General features: G+C 40.3%; 19 protein-coding genes and 1 other RNA gene. 3 read left to right on the plus strand and 17 right to left on the minus strand.

The genetic code is table 11. The features are described from left to right. Window positions 1–4: 4 nt before the first annotated feature. A complete protein-coding gene (locus HW279_RS07345; protein ID WP_178958498.1) occupies window positions 5–3895 on the plus strand; it encodes a response regulator in 3891 nt (1296 codons plus the stop codon). Window positions 3896–3971: 76 nt separating this feature from the next. Here HW279_RS07345 and dld read toward each other — a convergent pair whose 3' ends face one another. The 11 genes from dld to HW279_RS07400 form a co-directional block, all read right to left on the minus strand. Beyond that, window positions 3972–5663 (minus strand): D-lactate dehydrogenase, encoded by a 1692-nt coding sequence (gene dld, locus HW279_RS07350; RefSeq protein ID WP_178958499.1) that lies wholly within the window; start codon window positions 5661–5663, stop codon window positions 3972–3974. Next, entirely contained in the window at window positions 5663–6283 is a 621-nt protein-coding gene (locus HW279_RS07355) for a DUF5683 domain-containing protein (RefSeq protein ID WP_009411757.1), read from the minus strand. The genes dld and HW279_RS07355 overlap by 1 nt, the downstream gene beginning before the upstream one ends. After that, the gene (locus HW279_RS07360) at window positions 6276–7208 is read right to left on the minus strand and encodes a ParB/RepB/Spo0J family partition protein (RefSeq protein WP_009417469.1); all 933 of its coding nucleotides are present in this window, start codon (window positions 7206–7208) and stop codon (window positions 6276–6278) included. The genes HW279_RS07355 and HW279_RS07360 overlap by 8 nt, the downstream gene beginning before the upstream one ends. After that, a complete protein-coding gene (locus HW279_RS07365; RefSeq protein ID WP_002671062.1) occupies window positions 7208–7978 on the minus strand; it encodes a ParA family protein in 771 nt (256 codons plus the stop codon). Before HW279_RS07365 ends, HW279_RS07360 begins: the two co-directional genes overlap by 1 nt. Window positions 7979–7989: 11 nt before the next feature. After that, the gene (locus tag HW279_RS07370; protein ID WP_178958500.1) at window positions 7990–8142 is read right to left on the minus strand and encodes a hypothetical protein; all 153 of its coding nucleotides are present in this window, start codon (window positions 8140–8142) and stop codon (window positions 7990–7992) included. Between the two features lie 47 nt (window positions 8143–8189). Further along, complete coding sequence (locus HW279_RS07375) at window positions 8190–9869, minus strand: putative transporter (protein WP_009411760.1); 1680 nt, start codon at window positions 9867–9869, stop codon at window positions 8190–8192. Window positions 9870–10051: 182 nt separating this feature from the next. Then, window positions 10052–11677 (minus strand): L-glutamate gamma-semialdehyde dehydrogenase, encoded by a 1626-nt coding sequence (gene pruA, locus HW279_RS07380; protein WP_178958501.1) that lies wholly within the window; start codon window positions 11675–11677, stop codon window positions 10052–10054. Window positions 11678–12156: 479 nt separating this feature from the next. After that, the gene (locus tag HW279_RS07385) at window positions 12157–13095 is read right to left on the minus strand and encodes a hypothetical protein (protein WP_178958502.1); all 939 of its coding nucleotides are present in this window, start codon (window positions 13093–13095) and stop codon (window positions 12157–12159) included. Between the two features lie 101 nt (window positions 13096–13196). After that, window positions 13197–13937 carry a hypothetical protein gene (locus HW279_RS07390; protein WP_178958503.1) on the minus strand — a complete coding sequence of 247 codons (741 nt, stop codon included), beginning with the start codon at window positions 13935–13937 and terminating at the stop codon, window positions 13197–13199. A gap of 11 nt (window positions 13938–13948) precedes the next feature. Then, on the minus strand, window positions 13949–16291 hold the full coding sequence (locus tag HW279_RS07395; protein ID WP_178958504.1) for a TonB-dependent receptor: 2343 nt from the start codon (window positions 16289–16291) through the stop codon (window positions 13949–13951). 100 nt (window positions 16292–16391) lie between these two features. Beyond that, entirely contained in the window at window positions 16392–16673 is a 282-nt protein-coding gene (locus tag HW279_RS07400; protein WP_178959042.1) for a hypothetical protein, read from the minus strand. Window positions 16674–17191: 518 nt separating this feature from the next. Here HW279_RS07400 and HW279_RS07405 point away from each other — a divergent pair. Together HW279_RS07405 and HW279_RS07410 are read left to right on the plus strand one after the other, a co-directional pair. Beyond that, entirely contained in the window at window positions 17192–17977 is a 786-nt protein-coding gene (locus tag HW279_RS07405; protein ID WP_178958505.1) for an HAD family hydrolase, read from the plus strand. A 202-nt stretch (window positions 17978–18179) separates the two neighbouring features. Then, window positions 18180–20423, plus strand: a complete 2244-nt coding sequence (locus HW279_RS07410) for a nitric-oxide reductase large subunit (RefSeq protein WP_178958506.1) — start codon at window positions 18180–18182, stop codon at window positions 20421–20423. A 72-nt stretch (window positions 20424–20495) separates the two neighbouring features. Here HW279_RS07410 and rnpB read toward each other — a convergent pair. The 6 genes from rnpB to HW279_RS07440 form a co-directional block, all read right to left on the minus strand. After that, window positions 20496–20801: RNase P RNA component class A (gene rnpB / locus HW279_RS07415), an RNA gene on the minus strand. An 11-nt stretch (window positions 20802–20812) separates the two neighbouring features. Next, the gene (locus tag HW279_RS07420; protein ID WP_178958507.1) at window positions 20813–21655 is read right to left on the minus strand and encodes a transketolase; all 843 of its coding nucleotides are present in this window, start codon (window positions 21653–21655) and stop codon (window positions 20813–20815) included. Window positions 21656–21737: 82 nt separating this feature from the next. Continuing rightward, entirely contained in the window at window positions 21738–22478 is a 741-nt protein-coding gene (locus HW279_RS07425; RefSeq protein WP_178958508.1) for an SDR family NAD(P)-dependent oxidoreductase, read from the minus strand. Then, a complete protein-coding gene (locus HW279_RS07430) occupies window positions 22475–23515 on the minus strand; it encodes a patatin-like phospholipase family protein (protein WP_178958509.1) in 1041 nt (346 codons plus the stop codon). Before HW279_RS07430 ends, HW279_RS07425 begins: the two co-directional genes overlap by 4 nt. Then, complete coding sequence (locus tag HW279_RS07435; RefSeq protein WP_178958510.1) at window positions 23503–24291, minus strand: phosphatidate cytidylyltransferase; 789 nt, start codon at window positions 24289–24291, stop codon at window positions 23503–23505. The genes HW279_RS07430 and HW279_RS07435 overlap by 13 nt, the downstream gene beginning before the upstream one ends. Further along, window positions 24278–24883, minus strand: coding sequence for a CDP-alcohol phosphatidyltransferase family protein (locus HW279_RS07440; protein WP_178958511.1), 606 nt, complete (start codon window positions 24881–24883; stop codon window positions 24278–24280). Before HW279_RS07440 ends, HW279_RS07435 begins: the two co-directional genes overlap by 14 nt. Window positions 24884–24934: the final 51 nt, after the last annotated feature.

A 24934-nucleotide genomic window follows, 5' to 3' on the forward strand; every position in this document is an offset into this window, starting at 1 on the left:
CCCAATGAAGATAATAAAACTACCATCGGTGCTTGGCACTTGTATCTTACTTTTTTTTACGTGGGTAATCTACGGGCAAAACCCTACGGAATACTATTTTAAACGTATTTCCATTGAACACGGTCTCTCTCAATCGGGCGTTACCGCTATTGTACGTGACCATAAGGGAATTTTGTGGATAGGTACTCGTCAGGGTATCAATAGGGTAGACCGTAATCATATCAAAAGGTATACTGAGTCTTACATCTACCATCTTTATGAAGATACCCAGCATAACCTTTGGGCTGTAACCGATAAAGGTGTATGGCAATACGACCCAAATAAAGATACTTTTACCTCTAAAATCCAGCAACAACTTTTCTCTATTTGTGCTACTGAGCAAGGGGTTTACTTTGGTGGATATAGTGCTATCTACCAGTATAACTACAAAACTAAAAATATAGGGCGTTTGCCTTTGAGGAAAGAACCTAAAACAAAAGATAAAGAATGCCTCATTACCTATCTATGTCCTGTTGATAATACAACCTTTCTTGTAGGCACTGAAAACGATGGCATTTATAAGTATTCTCTTACCTCAGAACTGTTGAGTTTGTTTATTGAAAATACAAGTCCACTGAGTTCTTTGTATTATGATGCTCAACGCAAAGAAGTGTATTATTCTATTTTTCAAAAAGGGCTTTTTCGTGCTACCCTTGCAGGTGAATTACGCTCACATTACGATACTCACAATACTCTTTTGCCCAATGATATAATCTTAGATATCAAGCCTTATAAAGGCAATATATGGTTAGCCACCGATGGGGGAGGGGTATCGGTTTTTAGTCCTGAGAAGAACACTTTTTACAATATTCAGCATAGTGCCGGTAATATACATTCGTTGCCGGTCAATTCCATTACAGTGCTTTATGAAGATCCTAATCATAACCTTTGGGCAGGTACAGTGCGCGATGGTGTTTTTCTCTTTAAAGAAACCTATATCAAGACTTATACCGATAGTGCGTTAGGAAGTAGCAATGGGTTAAGTGAACGCGCTGTGATAAGTTTGTTCGAAGCTCCCAATGGCATCATATGGATAGGCACCGATGGAGGAGGTATCAATGCTTTTAATCCCAAAACAGAACAATTTGTACATCATACCAATACGTATAACGATAAGGTCTCTTCTATAACCTACTTTTCACCTAATGAGTTGTTAGTTTCTCTCTATGGCAAAGGTCTTTTCATATATAATATTCTGAGTCGTTCCTACACTCCTTTCTTGCTCATCGATGAAGCTACTGACCAGCAAGAGTGTCACGCGGGCTTTACTCCCTTTGTATATTACATTGATAAAGATAAAATACTCATTACAGCTAAAAATACCTATCTGTATAATCTTCAAAACAAAGAGTTTTATAAAATTTCTTTTGCCGAAGGACTTACTCCTAAAAATGCCCTACAACTCAAAGCACAACAAGGTGATACTTTATTTCTCTCCAAAGGAAATGTACTCTACCAAATGAAGTTATCGGAAGCTAAGATAACACGTTATCTAACCCTTAATGAGGGGTATACTATTAGTGCAGTATGCAATGATAAAGCTCATCACACCCTTTGGATTGCTACTTCCAACGGGTTGTTTAGCTATGCGATACCACAAAAGAAACTCAGTGCCGTAGGAACCGATAATATGTTCCACCAAATTAGCTATATGCAACTCGATACTGAACAGCGTTTGTGGATTAATGCTTCCAATGTGCTGTTTTCTTATCATATTCCCGATAAGAAGATAATGATTTGGGACGATTCCGATGGCTTTCTCCACAACGATGTGCTTACAGGCTATGTACAGTTGTTGCCTTCCCCTTACATCTATATGGGAGGAGTGGGTGGTTTTGTGAAGATAAATAAGAATATTCACACCGAAGAGAGTAGTACTCCTTTACTCTTTTTGCAAAATATAGAATTGAACGGCAAAATATACACCGCCGAAAACTTTCCAAAAGAAGTACCCCCTTATTTCAATACCTTAAAACTAAATGTAGGATTGAATGAAAAAGATATGTTTAGGCGCATACTCTTCCGTTTTAAGATTAAAAATAACGCCCAAACTTCGGTGATTGAAACTTATGACAATAGTTTAGATATCTCTTTGCTTTCAGTAGGAAAATACCAAGTAGAAGTCGCTTGTATGACTAAAAATGGCTATTGGACGAAAGATACCCCATTGCTCAACTTCGAAGTGCTTCCTGTGTGGTATCAGCGCACTTCTTTTTTGGTGGGAGTTTCTTTGCTTTTGTTGGCTATTATTGCAGGTGTAATGTGGGGTTATCTGCGTCGTAAAAAACAACAACTCAAATGGCAAATAGCTTTGCATCAGCAGGAACTCAATGAAGATAAAATACAATTCCTCACCAATGTAAGTCACGAATTGCGCACGCCTCTTACCCTCATTTATGCACCGTTAAAGCGTCTGCTTAATCATACCGAGAGTGGTAAACTCACGCGTTCACAGAAAACCCAGTTAGAGAGTGCTTTCCGTCAAGCTACTACTATGAAGAATATTATCAATTGGCTATTAGACTACAACCGTAATACTTCGTTAGAAAATACACTCACCAAAGCCTATACTGATTTGAATCACCTTATCACCGATAGTGCTAAAGATTTTGAACAAGAATTTGAAACAAAGCATATAAGTTTAGAACTACACCTCGATAAAAATCTACCTCCTGTAGAGTTAGATAGTGCCAAAATAAGGGTAGTCCTATCTAACCTACTAATGAATGCAGTAAAGTTTAGTAATGAGTATTCTACTATACACATTCGCAGTAGTTATAACGAACAAAAAGTGCGTTTTCAAGTAGAAAATACCGGTATAGGATTGCATAATATTGATATGGATAAGCTCTTTACTCGCTTTGAACAAGGAAAACACAACCAGCGAGGTAGTGGTATAGGGTTGGCTTATTGTAAAGAATTAGTAGAGAAACATCTCGGTACTATTGGGGCATATCAAGATGAAGAAGAGCAAACGGTTTTTTATGTAGAATTACCTTACTCTCATAGCACTGAGGGCGTCCTTCACAAGTTTGAAGGTGAAGAAGAACAAACTGAAGCCCCAGAGAAGATAGCAGTAACTATGGATACCTCTATGTATTCTGTACTCTTAGTAGATGATAATCCTGATTTTTTAAATTATCTTTATGATGAACTTCGTCCGTTGTTTAAAAGCGTTTTAAAAGCAGTAAATGGTGAGGAGGCTTTGTTGTTATTAAAAACGCATCAGCCCGATATTATTATCAGCGATGTGATGATGCCTGTAATGAATGGTTATCAGTTGTGTAAAGAGGTGAAAGAGCATTTGCAAATCAGTCATATTCCCGTAATATTACTCACGGCTAAAAGTGATACCGAAAGTCAAAAGATAGGCTATAAATTAGGTGCCGATGCTTATCTCTCTAAACCTTTTGATATAGACCTTTTGCTTTCAGTAATAGGTAATTTGCTCAAACAAAAAGAGCTTATTAAGCAACGTTATGAAAAAGAACTATTGATTCCTTCACCTGCACTTACTACTATCAGCAATGCTGACGAAGTGTTTATGATAAAACTTAATGAAATCATCAAAAAGCACTATAGTAATATTGACTTAGATGTAACAATGATTTCTGAAGCAATGGCAATGAGTCGTGCTTCGGTGTATAATAAAATGAAACAAATTACAGGCATTGGTATCAGTGAATATATCAATAAGTATCGTATAGAAGTAGCTTGCCAGCTCTTAAAACAAACAGAAAAATCAGTTACTGATATAGCTTTTGAAGTAGGATTTAACTCTTCTAAGTATTTTAGTACAGTTTTTAAACAAGCTACTAAAATAACACCACGTGATTATAGAGAAGGTATGAAGTGATAAAGAAAAACAAAAAAGAGAGGCTACCTCAAAACTTTTTGAGGTAGCCTCTCTAAATATGTAATACTATGAGTTTCTATTTCCAATCTTTTTTCTTAGAGGTCTTACCAATACCTGGGTTAAAGCTATTGGTAGGGTCAAGAGAGTTGTAAAAGTTCTTAAGGTCGTCGTTAGCGTGATATAAATGCCCTACATTGTGTTCTGCAGGATATTGTGCGCCACGAGTGTCTAATATTTTGAGCATCTCTTCTTCTATTTCCTCACAGTTGTAACCTTTCTTAATCACGTAATCTTGATGGAATACGTGGCACATAAAGTGACCATAGTACAATTTGTAAAGTATCTTAGCGTCGAGTTCAGGAGGAAGCTTTTCAAACCAATCTTCATCATTGCGACGCAAAGCGATGTCTAAAGCGACGATATCTTCTACCTCATCTTCGTGTACGGAACGATAGCGAATAGCTGCTGAAGCCACAGCAAAGCGCAAGAGCATTGCTACTTGTGCAAGTTTGGCATCACACTCTATATAAGCTCCTTTAGTGCTATCGGCAAATTCTTTTTGCAAATAAGCTCTAGCTTCGTCTACCCCTTTGCCTCCCATTTTTAAAATGAGATGGTGCTCGTATTGGTTGCGGTAATCCCACAATATTTTGGGGAGGTGTTGAGGCATTAGTTTAGAGGTGAATTGCAAGAATTTTTCACTGAAATGGTTGGGCATAAAAGGTAGTTTTTTGGCTACGCGGTCGCCCCACGCTTTGAGAGAAAAGAGCTTGGGTAAGTATTCAGTACCTACATTTTTGATATACCAAAAAGTATCTTTACCGTATTTAGCAGCGATATTAAAGGCGGTACGGTGAATATACTCGCCAGAGATAGGAATTTCTTCGAAAGTACCGAGCATATCACGGCGCAATTTGGTAAGTACCGCTGTGTTGTTAGTACCTATATAGAATACAGCTGTTTTTTTCTCGGCAGGGAAAGTATCCACGCGTACGGCAAAAACTCCTAAACGACCTGCACTACCTGAGGCTTCGTATAAGCGAGCTGGGTCGGCATTGAAGCGAGCAGGCGTATTGGCATTAATCTCACGTACGTGGTTACAATAGTCGTGATCGTGTCCTTTCTTATCAGAAGTGTGAATATCCTTTGCTTGGTATCTACCCTCTTGCAGATTGGTAAGTATTTCCTTAGGAGTACTTCCTAAATCAATACCTAAGTGATTAATAAGTTCTAATTTACCGTTAGCATTGCGTTGGGCATAAAGTGCCATTTCAGTATAAGCAGGACCACGTTGTACTAAAGAACCGCCAGAGTTGTTACACACGCCTCCAATAACTGAAGCCCCAATGCAAGAGGAGCCTATTACTGAATGAGGTTCGCGGTTATGGGGTTTTAACTCTTGTTCCAAGTGGTTGAGTGTTGCTCCTGTAAGACATATAGCTTGTTTAGCATCAAGTATAAGCTGAATGTTGTCATTACGCATCGTGTTGATGATTACTACATCGCGGTCGTAATCGTTACCAAAAGGATTAGATCCTCCCGTGATACCTGTATTGGCAGCTTGTGAAATTACAATCACATCAGCTGCTACACAAGCTTCCAGTACTTGCCATTGTTCCCACAAAGTAGCGGGACGCACCACGGCAATTGCATTTCCGGTACCAAAACGATACCCAGTGCGGTAACGTTCAGTTTTTGAAGGGTCGGTAATAACGTACTTTGCACCAACAATGTGGCGCAAGGTTTCTAATAGATTTTGTGTGGTCATTATTTCTTGGATTTATAGTTGAGTGTCAAGCCAAATTGGGGCTGTGTGAGGAAATCGTGTTGAATGAAAGGCTCTACTGTGAGGCGTTCATCTACATTGAATTGTTTGAGATGTGCATCGACATTCGCCTCGATGATATTCAGCGCATATAAGCCTATCCCTATAAGAATAGAAAGCTCTTTATTACGACGATAGAACTGTATGCCTCGTCTCAATCCATCGGTACTGAGACGCGGTTGTCCACTGGGGGTAGTGCCATAAAATTCATCATCGGTAAATCCTTGTTGACGACGTTTGTAGGCAGTGAGGTAACGATCGTATTCCTTAGAGTTTTGTATGTAGAAGTATATTGGGGTACCGATAGCAATATACACCAAAGGTACTTTCCAATAGCTCTTGTTGTATATCTGACCTAAACCTGGGATAACCGCTGAATAGAAGGCGGCTTTAGCAGGCGAAAGAGGGTCGGTATTCCAAGGAACTTTTTTCATATTGTCTTGCATAACAGCTATCTGCACAGAGTCTGAGGGTGTTTTCACCACTTCCTCTGTATCGTCTTGTGCATACGAAATACCCACTCCCATAAGTAGGGCTATTATCAAAACAATCTTTCTACTCATCCTTTTTGTGTAATAAACTTTGAATACGTTTGAAATCTTCCTCTGAACTAAAAGGAATGGTAAGGCTACCTTTGCCGTTCTTACTCATCTTTACAGTAACTTTAGTACCAAAAAAATGATTAAAACTACTCATATTTTCTTTGATATAAGTAGGTACTTCAGTTTTACTATTGCTTTTAGGGATTTGGATACTTACCACATTAGGTGTTTCGGAGTTTTGCAAGCGGCGCACTAACTCCTCGGTATCACGCACTGATAGGTTATCGGAAATGATACGCTGGTATACTTCTGCTTGTTGTTCAGGGTTTTCTATGGCGATTATTGCACGACCGTGCCCCATAGAAATGAATCCGTCACGTATGCCTGTTTGAATGATAGGAGCGAGTTTGAGCAAACGCAAATAGTTTGTAATGGTAGAACGTTTCTTGCCCACACGTTTGCTCATTTGGTCTTGAGTGAGATTCACCTGCTCGATGAGCTGTTGGTAAGAAAGAGCAATCTCTATGGGATCTAAATCTTGACGCTGAATATTCTCTACCAAAGCCATTGTGAGTGACTCGTTGTCATCAGCAATGCGAATATAGGCAGGAATGGTTTTTAGTCCAGCTAATTTAGAAGCTCTGAAACGGCGTTCGCCCGAAATGAGTTGATATTTGTTTTCTCCGTCGAGTTTGCGTACAGTGATAGGTTGCACTACCCCTAATTCCTCAATAGAGGAAGCGAGCCCTTGTAACTCTTCTTCATTAAAAGAAGTACGAGGCTGAAAAGGGTTCGTTTCTATCAGGTCGAGTTCAAGTTCTATGATATTTCCTACAATCTTATCGGCATTTTTATCTTTGATAGAATTAATAGCCACTTCGGGGCTATTGCCAAAAATAGCTGAAATGCCTCTCCCCAAGGCAGGTTTTTTAGCAGGTTTTGTCATTATACTGTTTTGTTTTTATCTATAATCTCTTGAGCTAAGTTGATGTGATTGGTAGCTCCTTTGCTGGTAGCATCGTAGTTGATGATAGTTTCACCAAAACTAGGTGCTTCACTAAGGCGCACATTACGCTGGATAATGGTTTTGAATACCATATCGCTGAAGTGTTTTTGTACCTCTTCTACTACTTGGTTAGACAAACGTAAGCGCGCATCGTACATAGTGAGTAATAAGCCTTCGATATCCAAATTGGGATTGAAGGTTTTTTGTACACTCTTGATAGTATTGAGGAGTTTACCCAACCCTTCCAAAGCGAAATACTCACACTGGATAGGTATAATCACCGAGTTAGCTGCTGTAAGAGCATTCAGGGTGATAAGTCCCAACGAGGGTGCACAGTCTATCAAAATGTAATCGTATTGGTCTTTGATAGGCTCTAAGGCTTTTTTGAGCATATATTCTCGTTGTTCTTTGTCTACGAGCTCAATCTCAATAGCCACTAAGTTGATGTGAGCAGCAATAAGGTCGAGATTAGGAGAGCTGGTGTGAACAATCATATCTTTAGCCTCCATAGTGTGTTCCAAAAGCTCGTAAGTACCGTGCTCAATAGAATCTACATCAATACCTATGCCAGAAGTAGCATTTGCCTGCGGGTCGGCATCGATAAGTAATACTTTTTTCTCCAATACGCCCAATGCGGCGGCTAAGTTCACGGAAGTAGTGGTTTTACCTACTCCTCCTTTTTGGTTTGCAATAGCTATTATTTTACCCATAGATTTATATTTTAAAAGTTAAACGGAAGCTCTTGTTTGGCTACTTCAGCCAAGGTAGCTTCATTTTTATCGGTAACACTCTTAATGTTTTTGTTTAAGGTAACTATCCAAAAGTCTTTGATTTCTTGGAGTTTGCCCACCATATCCATCATATTTTCAAACATAATATTTTATTCTTTCAGAGGGCAAAAGTACAACTTTTTTTGAAACGTCACACAAAAAATACAATCAATAATTGTGCTACCATTATTCGCAAGAATGTAGTAAGCGGATATACACTTGCATAAGTGAGTGCGGGAATCTCGGAGTTCGACATATCATTAGCAAAAGCCAAAGCTGGCGGGTCGGTTGAAGCTCCAGAGAGTAATCCGCAGATACCCAAATAGTCTAATTTTGCTTTAAATCGTGCTACTAAAGAGGTGATAATAAGTGGTATAAGAGTGATGAGTGCTCCTAAACACATCCAGTACAAGCCTTGTCCGTGCAAGATAGTTTCTATAAAAGTAGCTCCTGCGTCTAAGCCTACACTGGCAAGGAAGAGCACAATACCTATCTCTCGTACCATCAGGTTGGCACTTTGCGATACGTAGTGAGTTACTGAGAATTTACCGCCATAACGGCTGATGAGAATGGCAACAATCAGAGGGCCTCCCGCTAACCCTAATTTTACAGGTACAGGTATGCCAGGGATAGCAAACGGAATGCTTCCTAATAATACACCAAGAGTAATACCCATAAAGAGCTCGGCTATGTGAGGGGTTTGCATACGTCGTTTAGAATTACCGAACTCTTTGCTTACGAGTTGTATGTGCGATTCATCGCCTATTACAGTAATGGTATCACCAAACTGTAATTTGGTATCGGCAGCAGGTACAAACTCAATACCTGCACGATATACACGAGTGATAGTTACTCCAAAACGTTTGCGTACATCGAGCTCTGCAAGAGTTTTGGTGAAAATAGCACGTTGGGTAACGTTGATACGGCGTGAAGTATAGCGCATATCTTTTACATCAGGGAAATAATCCAAAATGGAAACGCTGTCACCTATTAGGGTCAAAAACTTCTCATTTTCTTTTTGGTTAGCTACTATCAGTACAATGTCTCCTTCTTCTATCAGTGTGTCGGCACTAGCTAATATAATCTCTCCTTTTCTACACATACGTGAGATGGTAAAGTCGAAATCAAGAGTTTGTTTGATAACGCTCAATTTTTTACCAAAGAGGGCAGGATTGCTTACTTTTATCGCGAATCGATTGATCACTACTTGGTCTTTAGAGTGACGTACAGAATTTAAACGTTTTTCAACATCTAAATTCACTTTTAAGAAAGCTTTGAGTCCTAACATTACCAAGATAATTCCTAACACCCCAAAAGGATAAGCAACAGCATAGGCGGTAGAGAGGTTCGGCATTGTAGCTGGGTCGCCTTTAAATACATCTTCTAAAGTAGCTTGAGCAGCTCCTAACCCTGGGGTATTGGTTACGGCACCTGACATTATACCTACCAAGGTACCCATATCGGTTTGGGTGATGTAGTGGATAGCAATTACAGTAAGTACACAACTCACAATAGAGAGCACTGCCAAGAGATTGAATTTGATACCTTCTTTTTGGAAGGAGGCAAAAAAGCCAGGACCTACTTGTAGTCCGATGGTGTAGACGAACAGAATCAATCCGAACTCTTTTACAAAATGTTGAATATGGGGGTTTACAGTGAATCCTAATTCGGCCATAGCGATACCTGCGAAAAGTACCCAAGCAATACCAAATGAGATGCCAAATATTTTAATTTTTCCTAAAGCAACTCCTACTGCGATGACCACGCTATACACTATCACAGTGTAAGCCACACTCTCGTGGTTAGTCATCAAGTTCCAAAGCCATTCCATTTAATGTCTAATGATTAATGTTTAGTGTTTAATGATTAATTAAGCCCCCGACCTCCGAAGAGGGACAATCCACAAGTACAAGTGTTTGTAAGGGAACTGTTTTTATATAGATTTAAGAGAAACTTTGCTAAAGGAGCGAGCTACACGGGCAGAAAACTTTGGCAAAGTTAAAATTTTATTTATTATCCTAAGAATGGATAACGATAGTCTACTGGTGGTACAAAAGTTTCTTTGATAAGGCGTGGCGATACCCAGCGTAATAGGTTTTGGGCAGACCCAGCTTTGTCGTTAGTACCTGAGGCGCGTGCGCCACCGAAAGGTTGTTGCCCTACTACGGCTCCCGTAGGTTTATCGTTGATATAGAAATTACCCGCTGCGTTTTCGAGTACTTTTACTGCTTCGTCTAACGCATAACGACAAGTACCAAATACAGCTCCTGTGAGTGCATAAACTGAAGTTTCATCAACGAGTTTCAAGGTTTCTTCCCATTTAGAGTCATCATATACATACACAGTTACTACAGGTCCGAAAAGTTCGGTTTCCATAGTGGTATAATGAGGATTGGTAGTAACAATAACAGTAGGTTCTATAAAGTACCCTTTGCTTTTATCATATCCACCACCTACAAATATCTCGGCATCTTTGTCTTTTTTAGCTTGGTCTATATATTTAGCTAATTTATCGAAAGAATGTTCGTGAATTACCGCAGTGATGAAGTTCTCAAAGTTTTCGGGAGAACCCATTTTGAAAGAGAGTACATCTTTTTTTACCAATTTCAGCGTTTCGTCAGCCTTCGATTTAGGTAAGTACACGCGAGAAGCAGCACTACATTTTTGTCCTTGATATTCAAAAGCTCCACGAGTAATAGCCGTAGCTACTTGTTTGGGGCAAGCACTTGGGTGGGCGATGATAAAGTCTTTACCACCTGTTTCACCTACAATTTTAGGATAAGAGCGATAGAGATGAATATTGTTACCTATCTTTTTCCAAATATCTTGGAATACTTCGGTTGAGCCTGTAAAATGAATACCTGCAAAATGAGGGCTTGCTAAAACAGTATCGGTAATCATAGCTGCATCGCCGTGCAATACGTTGATAACACCATCGGGTAAACCTGCTTTTTTGAGGACTTCTACTATCATTTCAGCCGAAAAAATTTGTGAAGTACTAGGCTTCCAAATGACTACATTTCCCATAAGGGCAGCACTGGTAGGGAGGTTACCTGAGATGGCGGTGAAGTTAAAAGGTGTAACAGCATATACAAAACCTTCCAACGGACGGTATTCTACACGATTCCATACGCCTTCGGAAGAGTTAGGTTGGTCGTTATAGATATTAGCCATAAACTGCACATTAAAGCGCAAGAAGTCTATCAGCTCGCAAGCAGAATCTATTTCGGCTTGGTGTACGGTTTTAGACTGCGCTATCATAGTAGCAGCGTTCATTTTAGCACGGTAAGGACCTGCAATAAGGTCGGCAGCTTTTAAAAAGATAGCAGCGCGTTCTTCCCACGCAAGATTAGCCCACTGAGTACGCGCCTTTAGCGCTGCTTCAATGGTTTGTTGCACGTGTTCTTTGCTCGCTTTGTGGTAAACACCCAATGAGTGCTTATGGTCGTGAGGGGAATGCATTTCACCTGTCTGACCTGTACGTACGGCTTCACCTCCAATATAGAGAGGGGCATCTACTTTAGTATTCCACAATTCTTTATAGGCTTGTAGTACAGCCTCACGCTCAGTACTTCCTGGCGCATAACTTTTTACGGGTTCATTGGTAGCTTTAGGAACCTTAAAAAATCCTTTTCCCATAGTATAGTTGTTTTTAGTTGTTGATACAATTCAAAAATTTCGGCTAAATTACAACAATTATTTGAATGTGCAAATTTTGATGAGATAATTTCTCAATTTGGGTGAAAGATAAAAGGTAGAGAGTAAAAGGTGTGTTATAACTTCATACAATTGTTTTAACTCGTTTGATAACTTTTTATGCTGTGAGCAAGTTGAGATATTTTAGTGAAAAGTAAAGAGAGAAAAATGTTTTGAGGAGGAAAATGTATCTGAATATCAATGTTTATTTGAAGGAAGAGCAAAGCTAAGACGAACAAAAGACGAACAAAAGACGAACAATGAACGGTGCAAAACACGCGGATAGATATAGAATGAACGGAGGGTAATAGGAGTAAAACGAGTATAAACTGTTTTTATTAGCTTTACTTATTGTTTAAAAAAGAGACTGTTCCTTAAAAAAGAACAGTCTCTTTTATTATTGCTAAGTGATATACACAAAATTATAAAAAGGTACCACTGCTTTCAGGAGAAAGATCAGAAGCTATAATGTCGTCTTGATCTTTTTTTATTTCGGCTTTACTAACGCCAAATTCGCGCATTGCATCTTCTACCGTCTTGTCTTCTCGCAAAAGGTCTGTGTAGATATGTATAGGTATTTTTACATCTAACACTTTATTAGCAGGCACAGTATTATAGGCTAGATTTGCGGGCTTGGTAGCGAAAACACCTAATACGATTTGCAAATCGAAGTTTATATAGGTTCTTTTTACTTCAAAAAAGCCTTTCAAGCCTATCTGCTCTTTACGAAGTACTCCTTTAGGGGCATTAGGGTTTTTATCAAAACCACCGCCTTTGATGTACAACTCTTCAGGATTAGTGTCACGATATTTGTAGTCGAGTGCTTCAGCTTGGGTAGGTACAGTTGTATTGCTGGCTACTGCTGCAAAATTATTGGCAATAAAGAAGAATTGGTAGTGATTGGGAGCATCACCGGTGCTCAGTTGTGCATTTACACGCTTGCCGTCTTTGTCGTAAAAAATCAATTCTATACCGTATAAGCTCACGCCTGCATTGTGCTGGTGATTGTGGAGCGCATCTTCGTCCTCATCTTCATCGTGGTGATTATCAGCCACTACATCAGTTCCTTCCCAGCGGATAGCAGTTGGGTTATCGGTGGCAGGGGTAGGCACTCCATTTATGTTATTAAAATAGAAACGTTGTACTGTTTTGAGGTATTTCACAGGGTAATCGGGGTTTCCGTGAAAATAGCCGTGAGAATGCCCTTTGGTAAAGCGCACTTCGAGTTTGCTCCACACAAATTCAGTAGGGTCTGTAATAATACGGTTTTCTGGGTCTTTGTCCTTACTGCAAGAATTTAGGGTTATTGTTACAAATAGTAAAAATAAACTGATTTTTAAGATATAATATATTCTTTTCATCGTTTTTTAATATTAAAAGTTATTGTTTTGTAAATAATGTATTAGCAAGGTATCACCTTTGCCAAAGTTTAAAATTTTGGCAAAGTTCATAATACACACAGCTAACGAATAATCTGTATAGGGAGTATCATATCAGAGTCTAATTGAAAGGCGTTAGAATACTCCACTACGTTGTATGGACGCTCTTCTTGAGTTTTAGGGTTGAGCTTATTAGCAATAAGAAAGTGTGCTAACTTGATGCGCAACTTGTAATCACCTGCGGTAGCCTCGTCTTTAATGTGAAAGACGCCTTTTAGTCCAATAGGGTCGCGTTGCTCAGGGTTGGTTTTATCCCAAGTGCGCAAGCGCAATTTCACTCCTTGTGTGCCGTAAGTACCATTTTCGGGGTCGGTATCCTGATATACATAGCTTACCGCTTTGTTCATAGCCGTTACCATAGCGGTTCTTCCTGCTTCATCTTTAGGATACTCTCCTTGAAATAACTGAAAGAAGTGCTGATGAATAGGAGCCATTTTGGCACTTACAAACTCGTGGTTCATACGAGCTCCATTGTTGTAATAGACAATCTCGAAACGATATTCGTGTCCCACTTGCCATTTTATAGGCTCGGTGATGTCATACACTATTCCTTTAGCTGACTTGTTGGCGGTGCGCTCTTGCACCTCGTTAGTTCCTAAATTGGTAATGATAAACTGCACTTTGTCGGGCATATCGTGCCCTCTGTCTTTGGTTTCATCGGTTGGAGGAGTGGGTTTAGTGTTGTCTTTACTACAACTGCCCATTGTAAAACATACTAATGCTATTAGACTAATAGCTTTTAAATGATAAGATGTCTTTTTCATTTTAATAGTGTTTAAAAATTGTAATTTATTCTTAAATATACGTTCCTACCCAAATCGTGGGCATAATACCTAAAACGATTGGTGTATTCCTTATATTCAGTATTAAAAAGGTTTTCGGCGGATAACCTTATGTCCAGGGTTTGGCGTTTTCCTATATCCAAAGTACCTCCTATGCTCGCCTCGAAAAGGTGATAGGCATCGGGTGTAGTAGGTACTAACTCTTGTGAGGGCTCAAAGCGTGTTTGCTTGGCTACAAAAGTATGCCCTATGCTAGCACTCATACGGCTTAATAAACTGTTGCGGTGCGTTTTGTTATATTCTAGCGACTGACTGAAACGAGGGGCAGGGATAAACGGAAAGTAACGCCCCGTTTTCACTTCGTTAGCCCATACTACTGAGGCTTTCAAATGGTAGTCTAAACTTGTAGGATTGCCTACTTGTGCTACTCTGTTTTTGTTTAACAAACGAACAGTAGCATCGAGGTCAGCACCTCTAAAAAACGCATTGGCTTGGGTGTACTGAAAGATAGGATACACGCCTGAAAAGAGGGTTTGCACTTCGCCGGTAGGATAATCGTAAATGTAATTCTTAATATATTGAATATAAAGGTCGAGATTTACATTCCAACGTTTATTCTCATTGTTTAGCAAAAGTGAGGTAACCCACTTCACTCCTGTTTCTGATTCGAGCTTATCGTCACCTAAATCATAAGTACCTGCGCCGTGATGAAGTCCGCTACTGTACAGTTCGTTCACCTGAGGAGCACGCCACGCCACGCCTATGTTAGATTTCAGTTGTGAAACTCGTGAAAGAGGCATTGTTCCTCCTAAGGTATAGGTGAAATTATGGAAGTTGTGTTCGCCTCCGTAACGCTGTGAGTACATATCGTAACCATCGGCATTGAGGTACTTATAGTCGTAACGTACACCTGCTTCTAATAACCAAGCATCTCGCTGAAAACGTTGTATTGCAAAAGCACCATAACTAAGAGAGGCATAGTTAGGGATTACAGGTACTACCCCCGTACCGGGTTGGTTGTAGTTGTCCTGCTTGTTGAAACTACCCCCTATGGTACTCTTCCATTTGCTGTAAGCGTTTTCCCAATACACATCGAGTGCGTGGGTAGTGAGCTCCATATTTAAGGCTGGGATGCGGGTTCTGTCCATTCGGCGAACACTGAACTCCTGACGAATATCTTTCTGAAAAGCGTATTGTGCGGTGAGTTTTCCTCCGAAGGGCAAGAAATAGAACGCTTTACCTTTTAACAGGTGGTGCACTACTTTTTGCTTGGGCGCATTGATGCTATACGAAAACGGATAGGTGGTAAGCGGTCTTCCAATTTCGAACCGAGCGAGCAAATCGTCTAAATTCCCAATATGCGAACCGTAGAACACACTGCTTTCGTTCTCATACCTACTGTAAAATATTTCAGCAGAACCTTTATCCTTCTGAACGCCTGTCGCTACTGAGAAATTGGCTTCACGAGCAGCAGTGTTATTCAGCAGGTAATTAGCTGTACTGATGTCGCCTGAACGTTTTAAAGTTCCTTGTACACGCCACGCCCAAGAAGGTAACTCGGGGACTGAACTTTCGACTTTTAACGTAGTACTCAATTTGTGTCCGTTAGAGCCAAACGAAGAAGCTAAGTTGGCGTGCAGACCATCGCTATAAGGGAGTTTTTTTTGTTCTATGAGAATCACTCCACCTAAGGCATCAGAGCCATAACGCACCGATTCAGCACCTTTTACCACCGTTATTTGGTCGGCTACCAAAGGGTCAATTTCGGGAGCGTGGTCGGCACCCCATTGTTGTCCTTCTTGGCGCACTTCGTTGTTGAGTATTAAGATACGATTGCTGTGCAAGCCGTGAATTACCGGTTTGGCAATAGTTGCGCCTGTTTGTATCATCGATACTCCCGATATAGAGGTGAGCACTTTGGCTAAATCGTCGCCTTGTTTCTCTATCAAGCTATTTCTTTTGAGTGAAATAGATATGATAGAAGGGGTTAAGCCTCTCACATACTGCTGAGTTGTATGCCCTGATACGGTAGTCCCTTCGAGTACGCTCACTGCTTCTTTCATTACAATCACAAGAGGTTGTGAGTGTGGAATGATGACAGTACTTTCGTAATCGTGATAGCCTAAATAGGTTACTTTGATAGGGTAAGAGCCCTTGCTGAGTTTTTTTATGGTTACCTTCCCATCGGCATCGCTTATAAAGTGCTTTCCAACGAAATGCACTACCGCATTGCCTAAGGGTAGTTTTTGAGTGTCTTCTATTTGTAGTTGCAAGGTTTCTTGCGCATATAGCGAGAATGCACAACTGAGTAGCAGAAGACTGAATATCTTTTGCATAAAATCAATTTGAAAATTTTGGGAATTTGAAAATTAGCAAGCTGGGTAAGAAGAGGAATGACTTCTCTTTTGCTAATTTACTAATTAACTCATCAGCTAATTACATCGGAGGACCTCTTGAAAAGATAGTAAAGGTGCTTTGAGGAAAGCCTTTTTCGATAAAGAAGAATACTGCTGTTGTACTTTGCTCTAAGAATTGATAGATAAAAAATGAAGGAGCAAAGAATTGATGCAGTTGTACAAAAATACAATCGTGATGAGTGTCTACCGCTGAAAGGTGAGCGTTGTGATGACACTTATCGCCGGTAGCTATGGTGCATAACTCTTCCTGAGTGTGGTGATTATGAAAGAATTCACCCACCGGAAAGGCTACTTTCAGCATACAAAACAGTAGCAGAAAGGCGAAGATGCGCGTGTGTAACGATTGTTTTTTCATAGTTTTCAAGATGCAAAATTACAAAATAATTATGAATTGCAAAAAAAAAATGTTAATAATGCCAATAATCAACTTTGCCAAAGGTGCGAGCCGCACAGGCAGTGTGAGCCACACGGGCAAAATTTTTGGCAAAGTGTATACCGCAAAATGACGTATAGGAGTTTTCGGAAGATATCGGAGAAGTTCGGAAGAGGGGAGGGAGGTTTTTTGATGAAAAAAGGCTATTAGATGGGTGGGGGTAGCTTATAGAGAGCTTATAGGAAGCTTATACGAATCTTGGACGATTGGTATAGGAAGGGTGTATAAGTATTTGAAAGTGAGTGATTAAAAGATGAGAGAAAGAGGTGGTTTTGAGGGTAATAAAACGAAGTGAAACGGAAGTGAAGAGGTGGTTGAGATATATGAAAACCATATTTGAACGATATGTGTGAATAATTTTGTATATTTGCCGAAAATTAGAATGTATGATAAAACTTATTGTAACGGATATTGATGGTACTTTGGTGAATAATCAGAAGGAGGTACCTGAGAGTTTTTGGGAAGTTTTTAAGGAGATACGAGCCCGTGGAATTAATTTTTGCGTGGCAAGTGGACGACAAATACAGAGTTTGCACGAGCTTTTTGCACCTATTAAAGACGAGATAGCTTTTGCTCCTGATAACGGAGCTTCGCTAATATACAAAGGGGAGACTCTTTTTGAAAACCCTTTGAACCCTAATGGTATTCGCCCCATATTGGAAACTTGTGAACAGATTGGGCAGATAGGAGTAGCGCTTTGTGGAAGAGAGAATGCCTATATTAAGACGGATAGTGTTACTATTTTTGATGAAATAGCCAGACATTATCCCGCTCATACAAAGGTGATGAACTTTTCGGAAGTGAATGATGACATCTTTAAGATAACTATTTGTGATGAAGGAATTTCAAGGATTAATAGCTATCCTCTTTTGAAGAAGTATGAGAATGATTTTAATGTGGTGGTCTCAGGTGAGATATGGCTTGATATTACCCGAAGTGATGTGAATAAAGGGGTGGCGGTAAAACGTCTGCAAGAGAAATTAGGTGTTTTGCCATCGGAAACAGTGGTTTTTGGCGACCATATGAACGATGTGGAAATGATACAAACCGCTGAGATGAGTTATGCGATGAAGAATGCCCAAGAGGCTTTGAAAGCTATTGCTAATTACGTGACTGAATACGATAATAACGAGGCGGGAGTAGTGAAAACTATTCAGCATTTGATAAAATAAAAGAAGAGTAGCAGAAAAGAAGGAGTACAAAACTCATAAAAAAACAGGAAAGGTTACCTGTTGATTTTCAATAGGTAACCTTCTTTTTTGCGAGAAAACTTCAAAATTGGACGTAAAAAAATACTACAAAATATATATAAGATACAAATATCTTTTGTATCTTTGCACCCAGAAATTACAAAAACACTAATATATTTTATTTATGACAGCTAAGAAATTATGGATTTGGCTTGGGGCAACAGTGGCTGCTTCATTCCTTGTGCTGATTCTCTTCGGTGTAGAAATATACCGTACAACACCTCCTTTTCCCGAAAGGATTGTAACGACCAATGGGGAAGTGCTCTATGAAGGGCAGGACATTAAAGATGGTCAGAATGTTTGGCAATCGATGGGCGGTCAGACCGTAGGTAGTATCTGGGGACACGGTGCTTATATAGCACCCGACTGGAATGCTGATTATCTACATCGCGAATCGGTATTGCTATTAGAGCTTTTTGCTCAGAAAGACGGTAAGGTGTACAAAGACCTGCCTGAAGATGAGCAAGCGAAGTACCAAGTGCAGTTGCGCAAAGAGTTGCGTACGAACACCTTTAACCAAGAAACAGGTGTGATTACCTTCTCGCCAGAGCGTGCTCAGGTGGCTAAAGAGTTGGCTGCGTATTACACCAAACTCTTTATGAACGACCCTTCGCTGAGTGAAACGCGCACTCATTATGCGATTCCGAAGAATGCTATCAAAGACCCTGTGCGTATGCAACAGATGAATGCATTCTTTACGTGGACTTCTTGGGTATGTAGCACTAATCGTCCTAATAGCGATGTAACCTATACCAATAACTGGCCTTATGACCCTGTGATAGGCAATCACCCCTCGACTTCACTACAAATGTGGTCAGGATTTAGCGTACTGATGTTGCTTTTTGGGGTAGGACTCTTGGTGTATTATCACGCAAGCAACAAAGAGGAAGAAGAAAATGAACATCTTCCTGCGGAAGACCCAATGCGCGGTATGAAACCTACACCTTCAATGAAAGCTACCCTTAAATACATTTGGATAGTATCGTTACTTATCTTGGTACAGATGGTGGCAGGGGTGATCACAGCGCACTATGGTGTAGAAGGGGGAGGTTTCTTTGGTATTCCCCTTGATATGATATTTCCACAGGCTATTTCGCGTAGCTGGCACGTACAGTTGGCTATTTTCTGGATAGCAACCTCTTGGCTGGCTACAGGGCTTTACATAGCTCCTGCGGTATCAGGACACGAGCCTAAATATCAAAAATTGGGGGTAAATATACTCTTTATTGCCCTACTGATAGTGGTGTTAGGTTCTTTGGCAGGACAATGGTTTGGCGTGATGCAAAAATTGGGCTTAGTAGAAAACTTCTACTTTGGACATCAAGGTTATGAATACCTCGAATTGGGTCGTTTTTGGCAAATACTATTGCTTGTGGGCTTATTCTTGTGGTTGTTCTTGATGGTAAGAGCTTTATTACCTGCTTTACGAAAGAAAGACGAAAACCGCCATTTGTTATTACTCTTTGTATTGGCTTCTATAGCTATTGCCGCTTTCTATGGAGCAGGCTTGATGTACGGTCGCCAAACACATATGGCTATCGCCGAATATTGGCGTTGGTGGGTAGTTCACCTTTGGGTAGAAGGCTTCTTTGAAGTATTTGCTACCGTAGTGGCTGCTTTCTTGTTCTCACGTATGGGCTTGTTACGCTTGAAAGTGGCGAGTGCTTCGGTATTGTTCTCTACCATTATATTCTTAGCAGGGGGTATATTGGGTACATTCCACCACTTGTATTTTAGTGCTACCCCTACGGGTGTATTAGCCTTAGGAGCTACTTTTAGTGCTTTGGAGATTGTGCCTTTGGTACTCATAGGATATGAGGCTTATCACAACTACAAGATTTCTAAATCTACTGAGTGGATAAAAGCCTACAAATGGCCTATCTATTGCTTTATTGCGATGTGTTTCTGGAACTTTCTTGGGGCAGGTATCTTTGGTTTTGCCATTAACCCGCCTATTGCCTTGTACTACATTCAAGGATTGAACACTACGGCAGTTCACGGACACGCAGCCCTCTTTGGGGTATATGGTATCCTTGGTATTGGACTTATCTTGTTTGTGCTTCGCGGTTTGTATCCTGATCGTCACTGGAATAACAAGATTCTTGGTTGGGCATTCTGGTTGATAAATATAGGGTTGCTTGTGATGTTGGTAGGAAGCTTACTTCCTATAGGTATTATGCAAGCAGTAGAAGCTATTCAAAACGGCTATTGGTCAGCGCGTTCTGAGGAGTTTATGCACACCGATTTGATGCAAACCATACGTTGGTTACGCATTCCAGGTGATATACTCTTAGCAATAGGTGAATTGCTATTGGTATACTTCATCATTGGACTTAAAACCGGTTGGTCATTAAGAGACAAGCGATAATTTACAAAATAAACTTGAAAAAGCCAAAGGGCTGTCCTCTTTTGAGGACAGCCCTTTGGCTTTTTGGGTATAAAAAAGAGCAAATCATAAGCCGGATTCTGTACCTACCCTTGCTGAGTAGGTGCTTATCATTTATCTCGGTTAATGATTGCTCATTAGCTCTAACCGCCTACCCTCCAACATCGGGCGAGCAACCCTCAAACGCTGGTTTACGCGACGTTGCACCTCATAGAGTTTACCTGATTTCACTATGGCATTACCCATACATTCTTTCTGTTGCACTTGTCCTCGCCTCACGGCGGACGGGTGTTACCCGCTATGATGCTCTGTGGTGTCCAGACTTTCCTCTACTTTCGTAGCGATAAGCTGATTTGCTCTTTTAATCTTTATTAGTAGTCTCCTAAAGTTTCAGGATTCTGTGCTAAGCCTTTGGCTAATTGCTCGTCGTTAGGAGCTTTACCGTGCCAAGCGTGAGTGCCCATCATAAAGTCTACCCCATTACCCATTTCGGTATGGAGTAAGATACACACGGGTTTGCCTTTGCCGGTTAAAGCTTTGGCATCTGCCAATCCTTTTAAGATAGAGGCGATATCGTTACCCTTTTCAATATCAATTACTTGCCAACCGAAGGCTTCCCATTTGGCGCGCAAGTTGCCCAAAGGCATTACTTTATCGGTAGGTCCATCAATCTGTTTGTGGTTGTAATCTACAGTAGCGATGAGGTTGTCTACTCCTTTACCACCTGCGTACATTGCTGCTTCCCATATTTGTCCTTCTTGCAGTTCACCATCGCCGTGGAGAGTATATACCAAGTGGTCATCGCCGTTAAGTTTTTTAGCCAAAGCTACTCCAATTGCTACTGAAAGCCCTTGTCCTAACGAACCCGAAGCCACGCGCACGCCTTCCAACCCTTCGTGAGGGGTAGGGTGTCCTTGTAAGCGAGAATTGAGCAAGCGGAAAGTGTTCAGTTCACTTACTGGAAAGAACCCACGTCGTGCTAATACACTGTAAAACACTGGCGATATATGTCCGTTAGAGAGGAAGAATAAGTCCTCGTTTTTACCTTCCATAGAGAAAGGTAGTTTGATATCCATTACCTCGTTGTAGAGGCATACAAGGAATTCAGCGCAACCCAAAGAGCCCCCTGGGTGACCTGAATTTACATTGTGAACCATTCTGAGGATATCTCTACGCACCTGCGTAGTAAGGTCGGTAAGTTGTTGGATATTCATTGTATTTCTTCAGTTTTACGTTTTTAATACCGCAAAGGTACAATTTTTAAAGACAAAAGCAACAACGAAAGGATAATAAATTTTATTTCTTCATATAATGAGCTTTCTTATACATTATCTTTGAAAGCAGGAAAGAGGGCATATATGAGAGGAAACGCATTAACCATTTCATTTGTTTTGGGAATAAAAGCAATGCTTTCTTTTCAGTAATAGCTTGCGTGATTTCCCTCACAGCTTGGGCTTCGGTTACAAGAAAAGGTTTCTTAGAGAGGTCGTTGTGGTTGAGGTCGCGTAGTTTTTGGGTGTCTACATAGCCTGGAGCAATGGTAGTAATTGCGATTCCATACCGACGCAAAGCACGGCGATAAGCATCGGCTATTTGCATTACACTACGCTTGGTCTTAGTGTATAGGCTTGACTCGGGGTAGTCTAAAATACCCGAAATAGATGCGAGTAAGACTATTTGTCCGCCTGTGTGGCACATTGCTTTTCGTCCAACTTCTAAGCAGTTCACCGTTCCCATAATATTGGTTTGAAGCATTGCCACAGCTTCTTCATAGCTAATATCATCTGCTACATCTTCAGCATAACTACCTGCACAATTGATGAGCAACGACAAAGTCCTCTCACCTACGAATTGCTGTATAACGTTTTGTAATTGCACTATATTGGTTACATCGGCTTGGTACTTCTCAAAACGCGATTCATCAGCGAGCTTTTGCAAATCTCTTCCACATACACCTACGCGATTGCCTTGTAGGTGATAATAGCTTGCCAATGCTAACCCTATGCCTGAGGTGCCTCCTATGATAAATACATTCATTGTTTAAAAGCGTTTATTGTAGTTTGATAACCGTAGTCCCATTGTTTTTCTACTTGTTCACGATAGTGAGCGTAGCTTTTTGGAAAGTGAATATCTACCGCACATCGCTTCCAGTTGATATACTTCTCTGAGTAAAATTCTTTTAAGACCATAGTAGCATCGCGGGTATTGATGAGACAAGCGGGATATTGTGCTACTTCGGCTAAACGCTCGTTGCCACTAAAACCTAAAACTGCACGCACTAACGCTTCTTCAGTAGAACTATAAGGCTGTTTTTCCTCTCTTATCACTTCTTGCGAAAGAGTATTTGCTAATTCTATAGGTAGTAAATCTATTGCGCCTCCTGCAAACACATTATCTGCTATATTTACCGGAGCTACGTAGAACATATCAGAAACTGAAATGCGGGCAGCAGTGAGCATTGGTATCTCTGTTTTAAGGAGAATATCTTTAGCAACTGCCGATTGTAAATAGTTATCAGAAGAGATTTGAATGGCTTGCAGATTTATATGTCTTGCAGTTTCTGTATCGGTAAAGAGTACTTTTTGGTAAAGCTTACGAGCCCCTCTCCGTTTGCCACATTCATCAGGAGTGAATAACATTTTAGAACCGACAATAATAGTAGGTAGGGTAGAGGAGAAGTGCACTTTCGAGACACTTGGCAATAGGTTAGAAAGGTCTTGTGCCATTGTTACCAAATAGCGATGATACACATCTTCAATATAAGGAGCGTGCCTCTTGTCGTATTGTTTTTTTAGAGCTAAAAAGCCTATACGGTATAATTGACTATAAGGGGTGAGAGAAAGACTCTTGATGAAGTTATAAAATTCTTCGGATTGCAGGTAGGCTTTGCGAGCAGTATGTGTAGGAAAAGCATTGATGATTAGAGTTGCAAAAGCACCTCCACAAGAGGCTATCAGTAGCGAAGGAGTTTTGCCTAAATCATCTAAAGCATTGTACATACCGCCATAAAGGGCAAAACGTGTACCTCCTCCTGAGAAGACTAAGGAGCGATGAAATGTTTTTACTGTACCCATAGAAAGAACCATATACTGTTAAACAAAAGGCTATCCATACGGTCTAAAAGTCCGCCGTGACCAGGAATAAGATTGCCAGTATCCTTTACGCCTGCTTTGCGTTTGAGAAAGGAAATACATACATCACCCCAAAAGCCGAAAAAGCTAATAGCTACCCCTAAGAGTAGCCACGTGTAAAGGGACGCTTGCAAACCGAGCGTATATGCCAAACACACGCTTACAAAAGGCGTGAGTAAAATTCCTCCTACGCAACCTGCTATAGTTTTATTTGGACTCACCTCGGGCAGTATTTTCCGTTTGCCAAAGCATTTACCTGATAAGTATTGAAACACGTCATTCAGTTCGGTGGAAACAACTAAAAAAATAACCCATAACAAGCCGTTAGGTACTGAAAGCAAAAAAAACAAATGTGGATAAGCGAATAGAACGATACCCAAAGAAAGAGCTATATAAAGTACTTTGTTTTTGGCTACAAAGAAAGTTCCTAAAACTGAAATAATGAGCAGAACTATAGCTCCTAATAAATAAATTTGATAATGAGGAAAACAGAAAAGCAAAACGCCGTGTAGTATAGCAATAACAATAGGTAAGTAACGGGTATTGAAAGAAAAGAGCCGTCCTAACTCTTTTAAACATTGAAAACTCACCCAACATATAAAAATACGCATTGTAAGTTTACTATATACAGCCCCGGCGAAGACAGCAATAATGAATACCCAACTCCTAATGCGAAGAGGTACATCGGCAAACTTACTATGGCTATTAGTGTTGGGCATAAAGTCCTTTTTTGAGACGAATAAAGGTACTGAGGAACAGTAAAACAATTATAATCCCGAAGACAATCGCTGAGTAGGAAGTGATAGAAACGCCCAAGAAAGCTAAAAGTCCGTAAATGCCTATCAGTAAGGCACGGTCGCTTTTACCCATAGGTCCTTCATAGCGTCTTTCACCGCCTAACACTTTGCCCATTACGCCTGCAAATTCATTAAGAACACTGAGCACAATAAAAATAACTACTAAATAAAGGCTTTCGGGGTGATATTTCAGCAAAGGGAAGAAGATAAACACATCAGAAACCACATCACCCAATTCGTTGAGGATTTCACCTAAATAAGTGGTTTGCTGGAACTCGCGAGCCATCATTCCGTCAAGTGCATTGAGAATCATACGCAAGAGTAAACCTATAGGTAAGGCTAAGAAGAAGTAACGACATTCAGAGGCTTGCCAAAAGAGCACTCCAATTATTAAAGAAAACAAAATAGCAACTATCGTTATTTGGTTTGCAGTTACTTTCTTACGATGCAAGAACAGCAAGATAGGGTGTAGCAACTGCTGAAATTTAGGTTTTAGTTTGTAAACCGAAATCATATACTGAACTATATAAACATTGATGAGGCAAAAGTAATAAAAAATAGTGAA

The sequence above is a fragment of the Capnocytophaga sp. oral taxon 903 genome (assembly GCF_013394785.1).
Lineage (GTDB): Bacteria > Bacteroidota > Bacteroidia > Flavobacteriales > Flavobacteriaceae > Capnocytophaga > Capnocytophaga ochracea.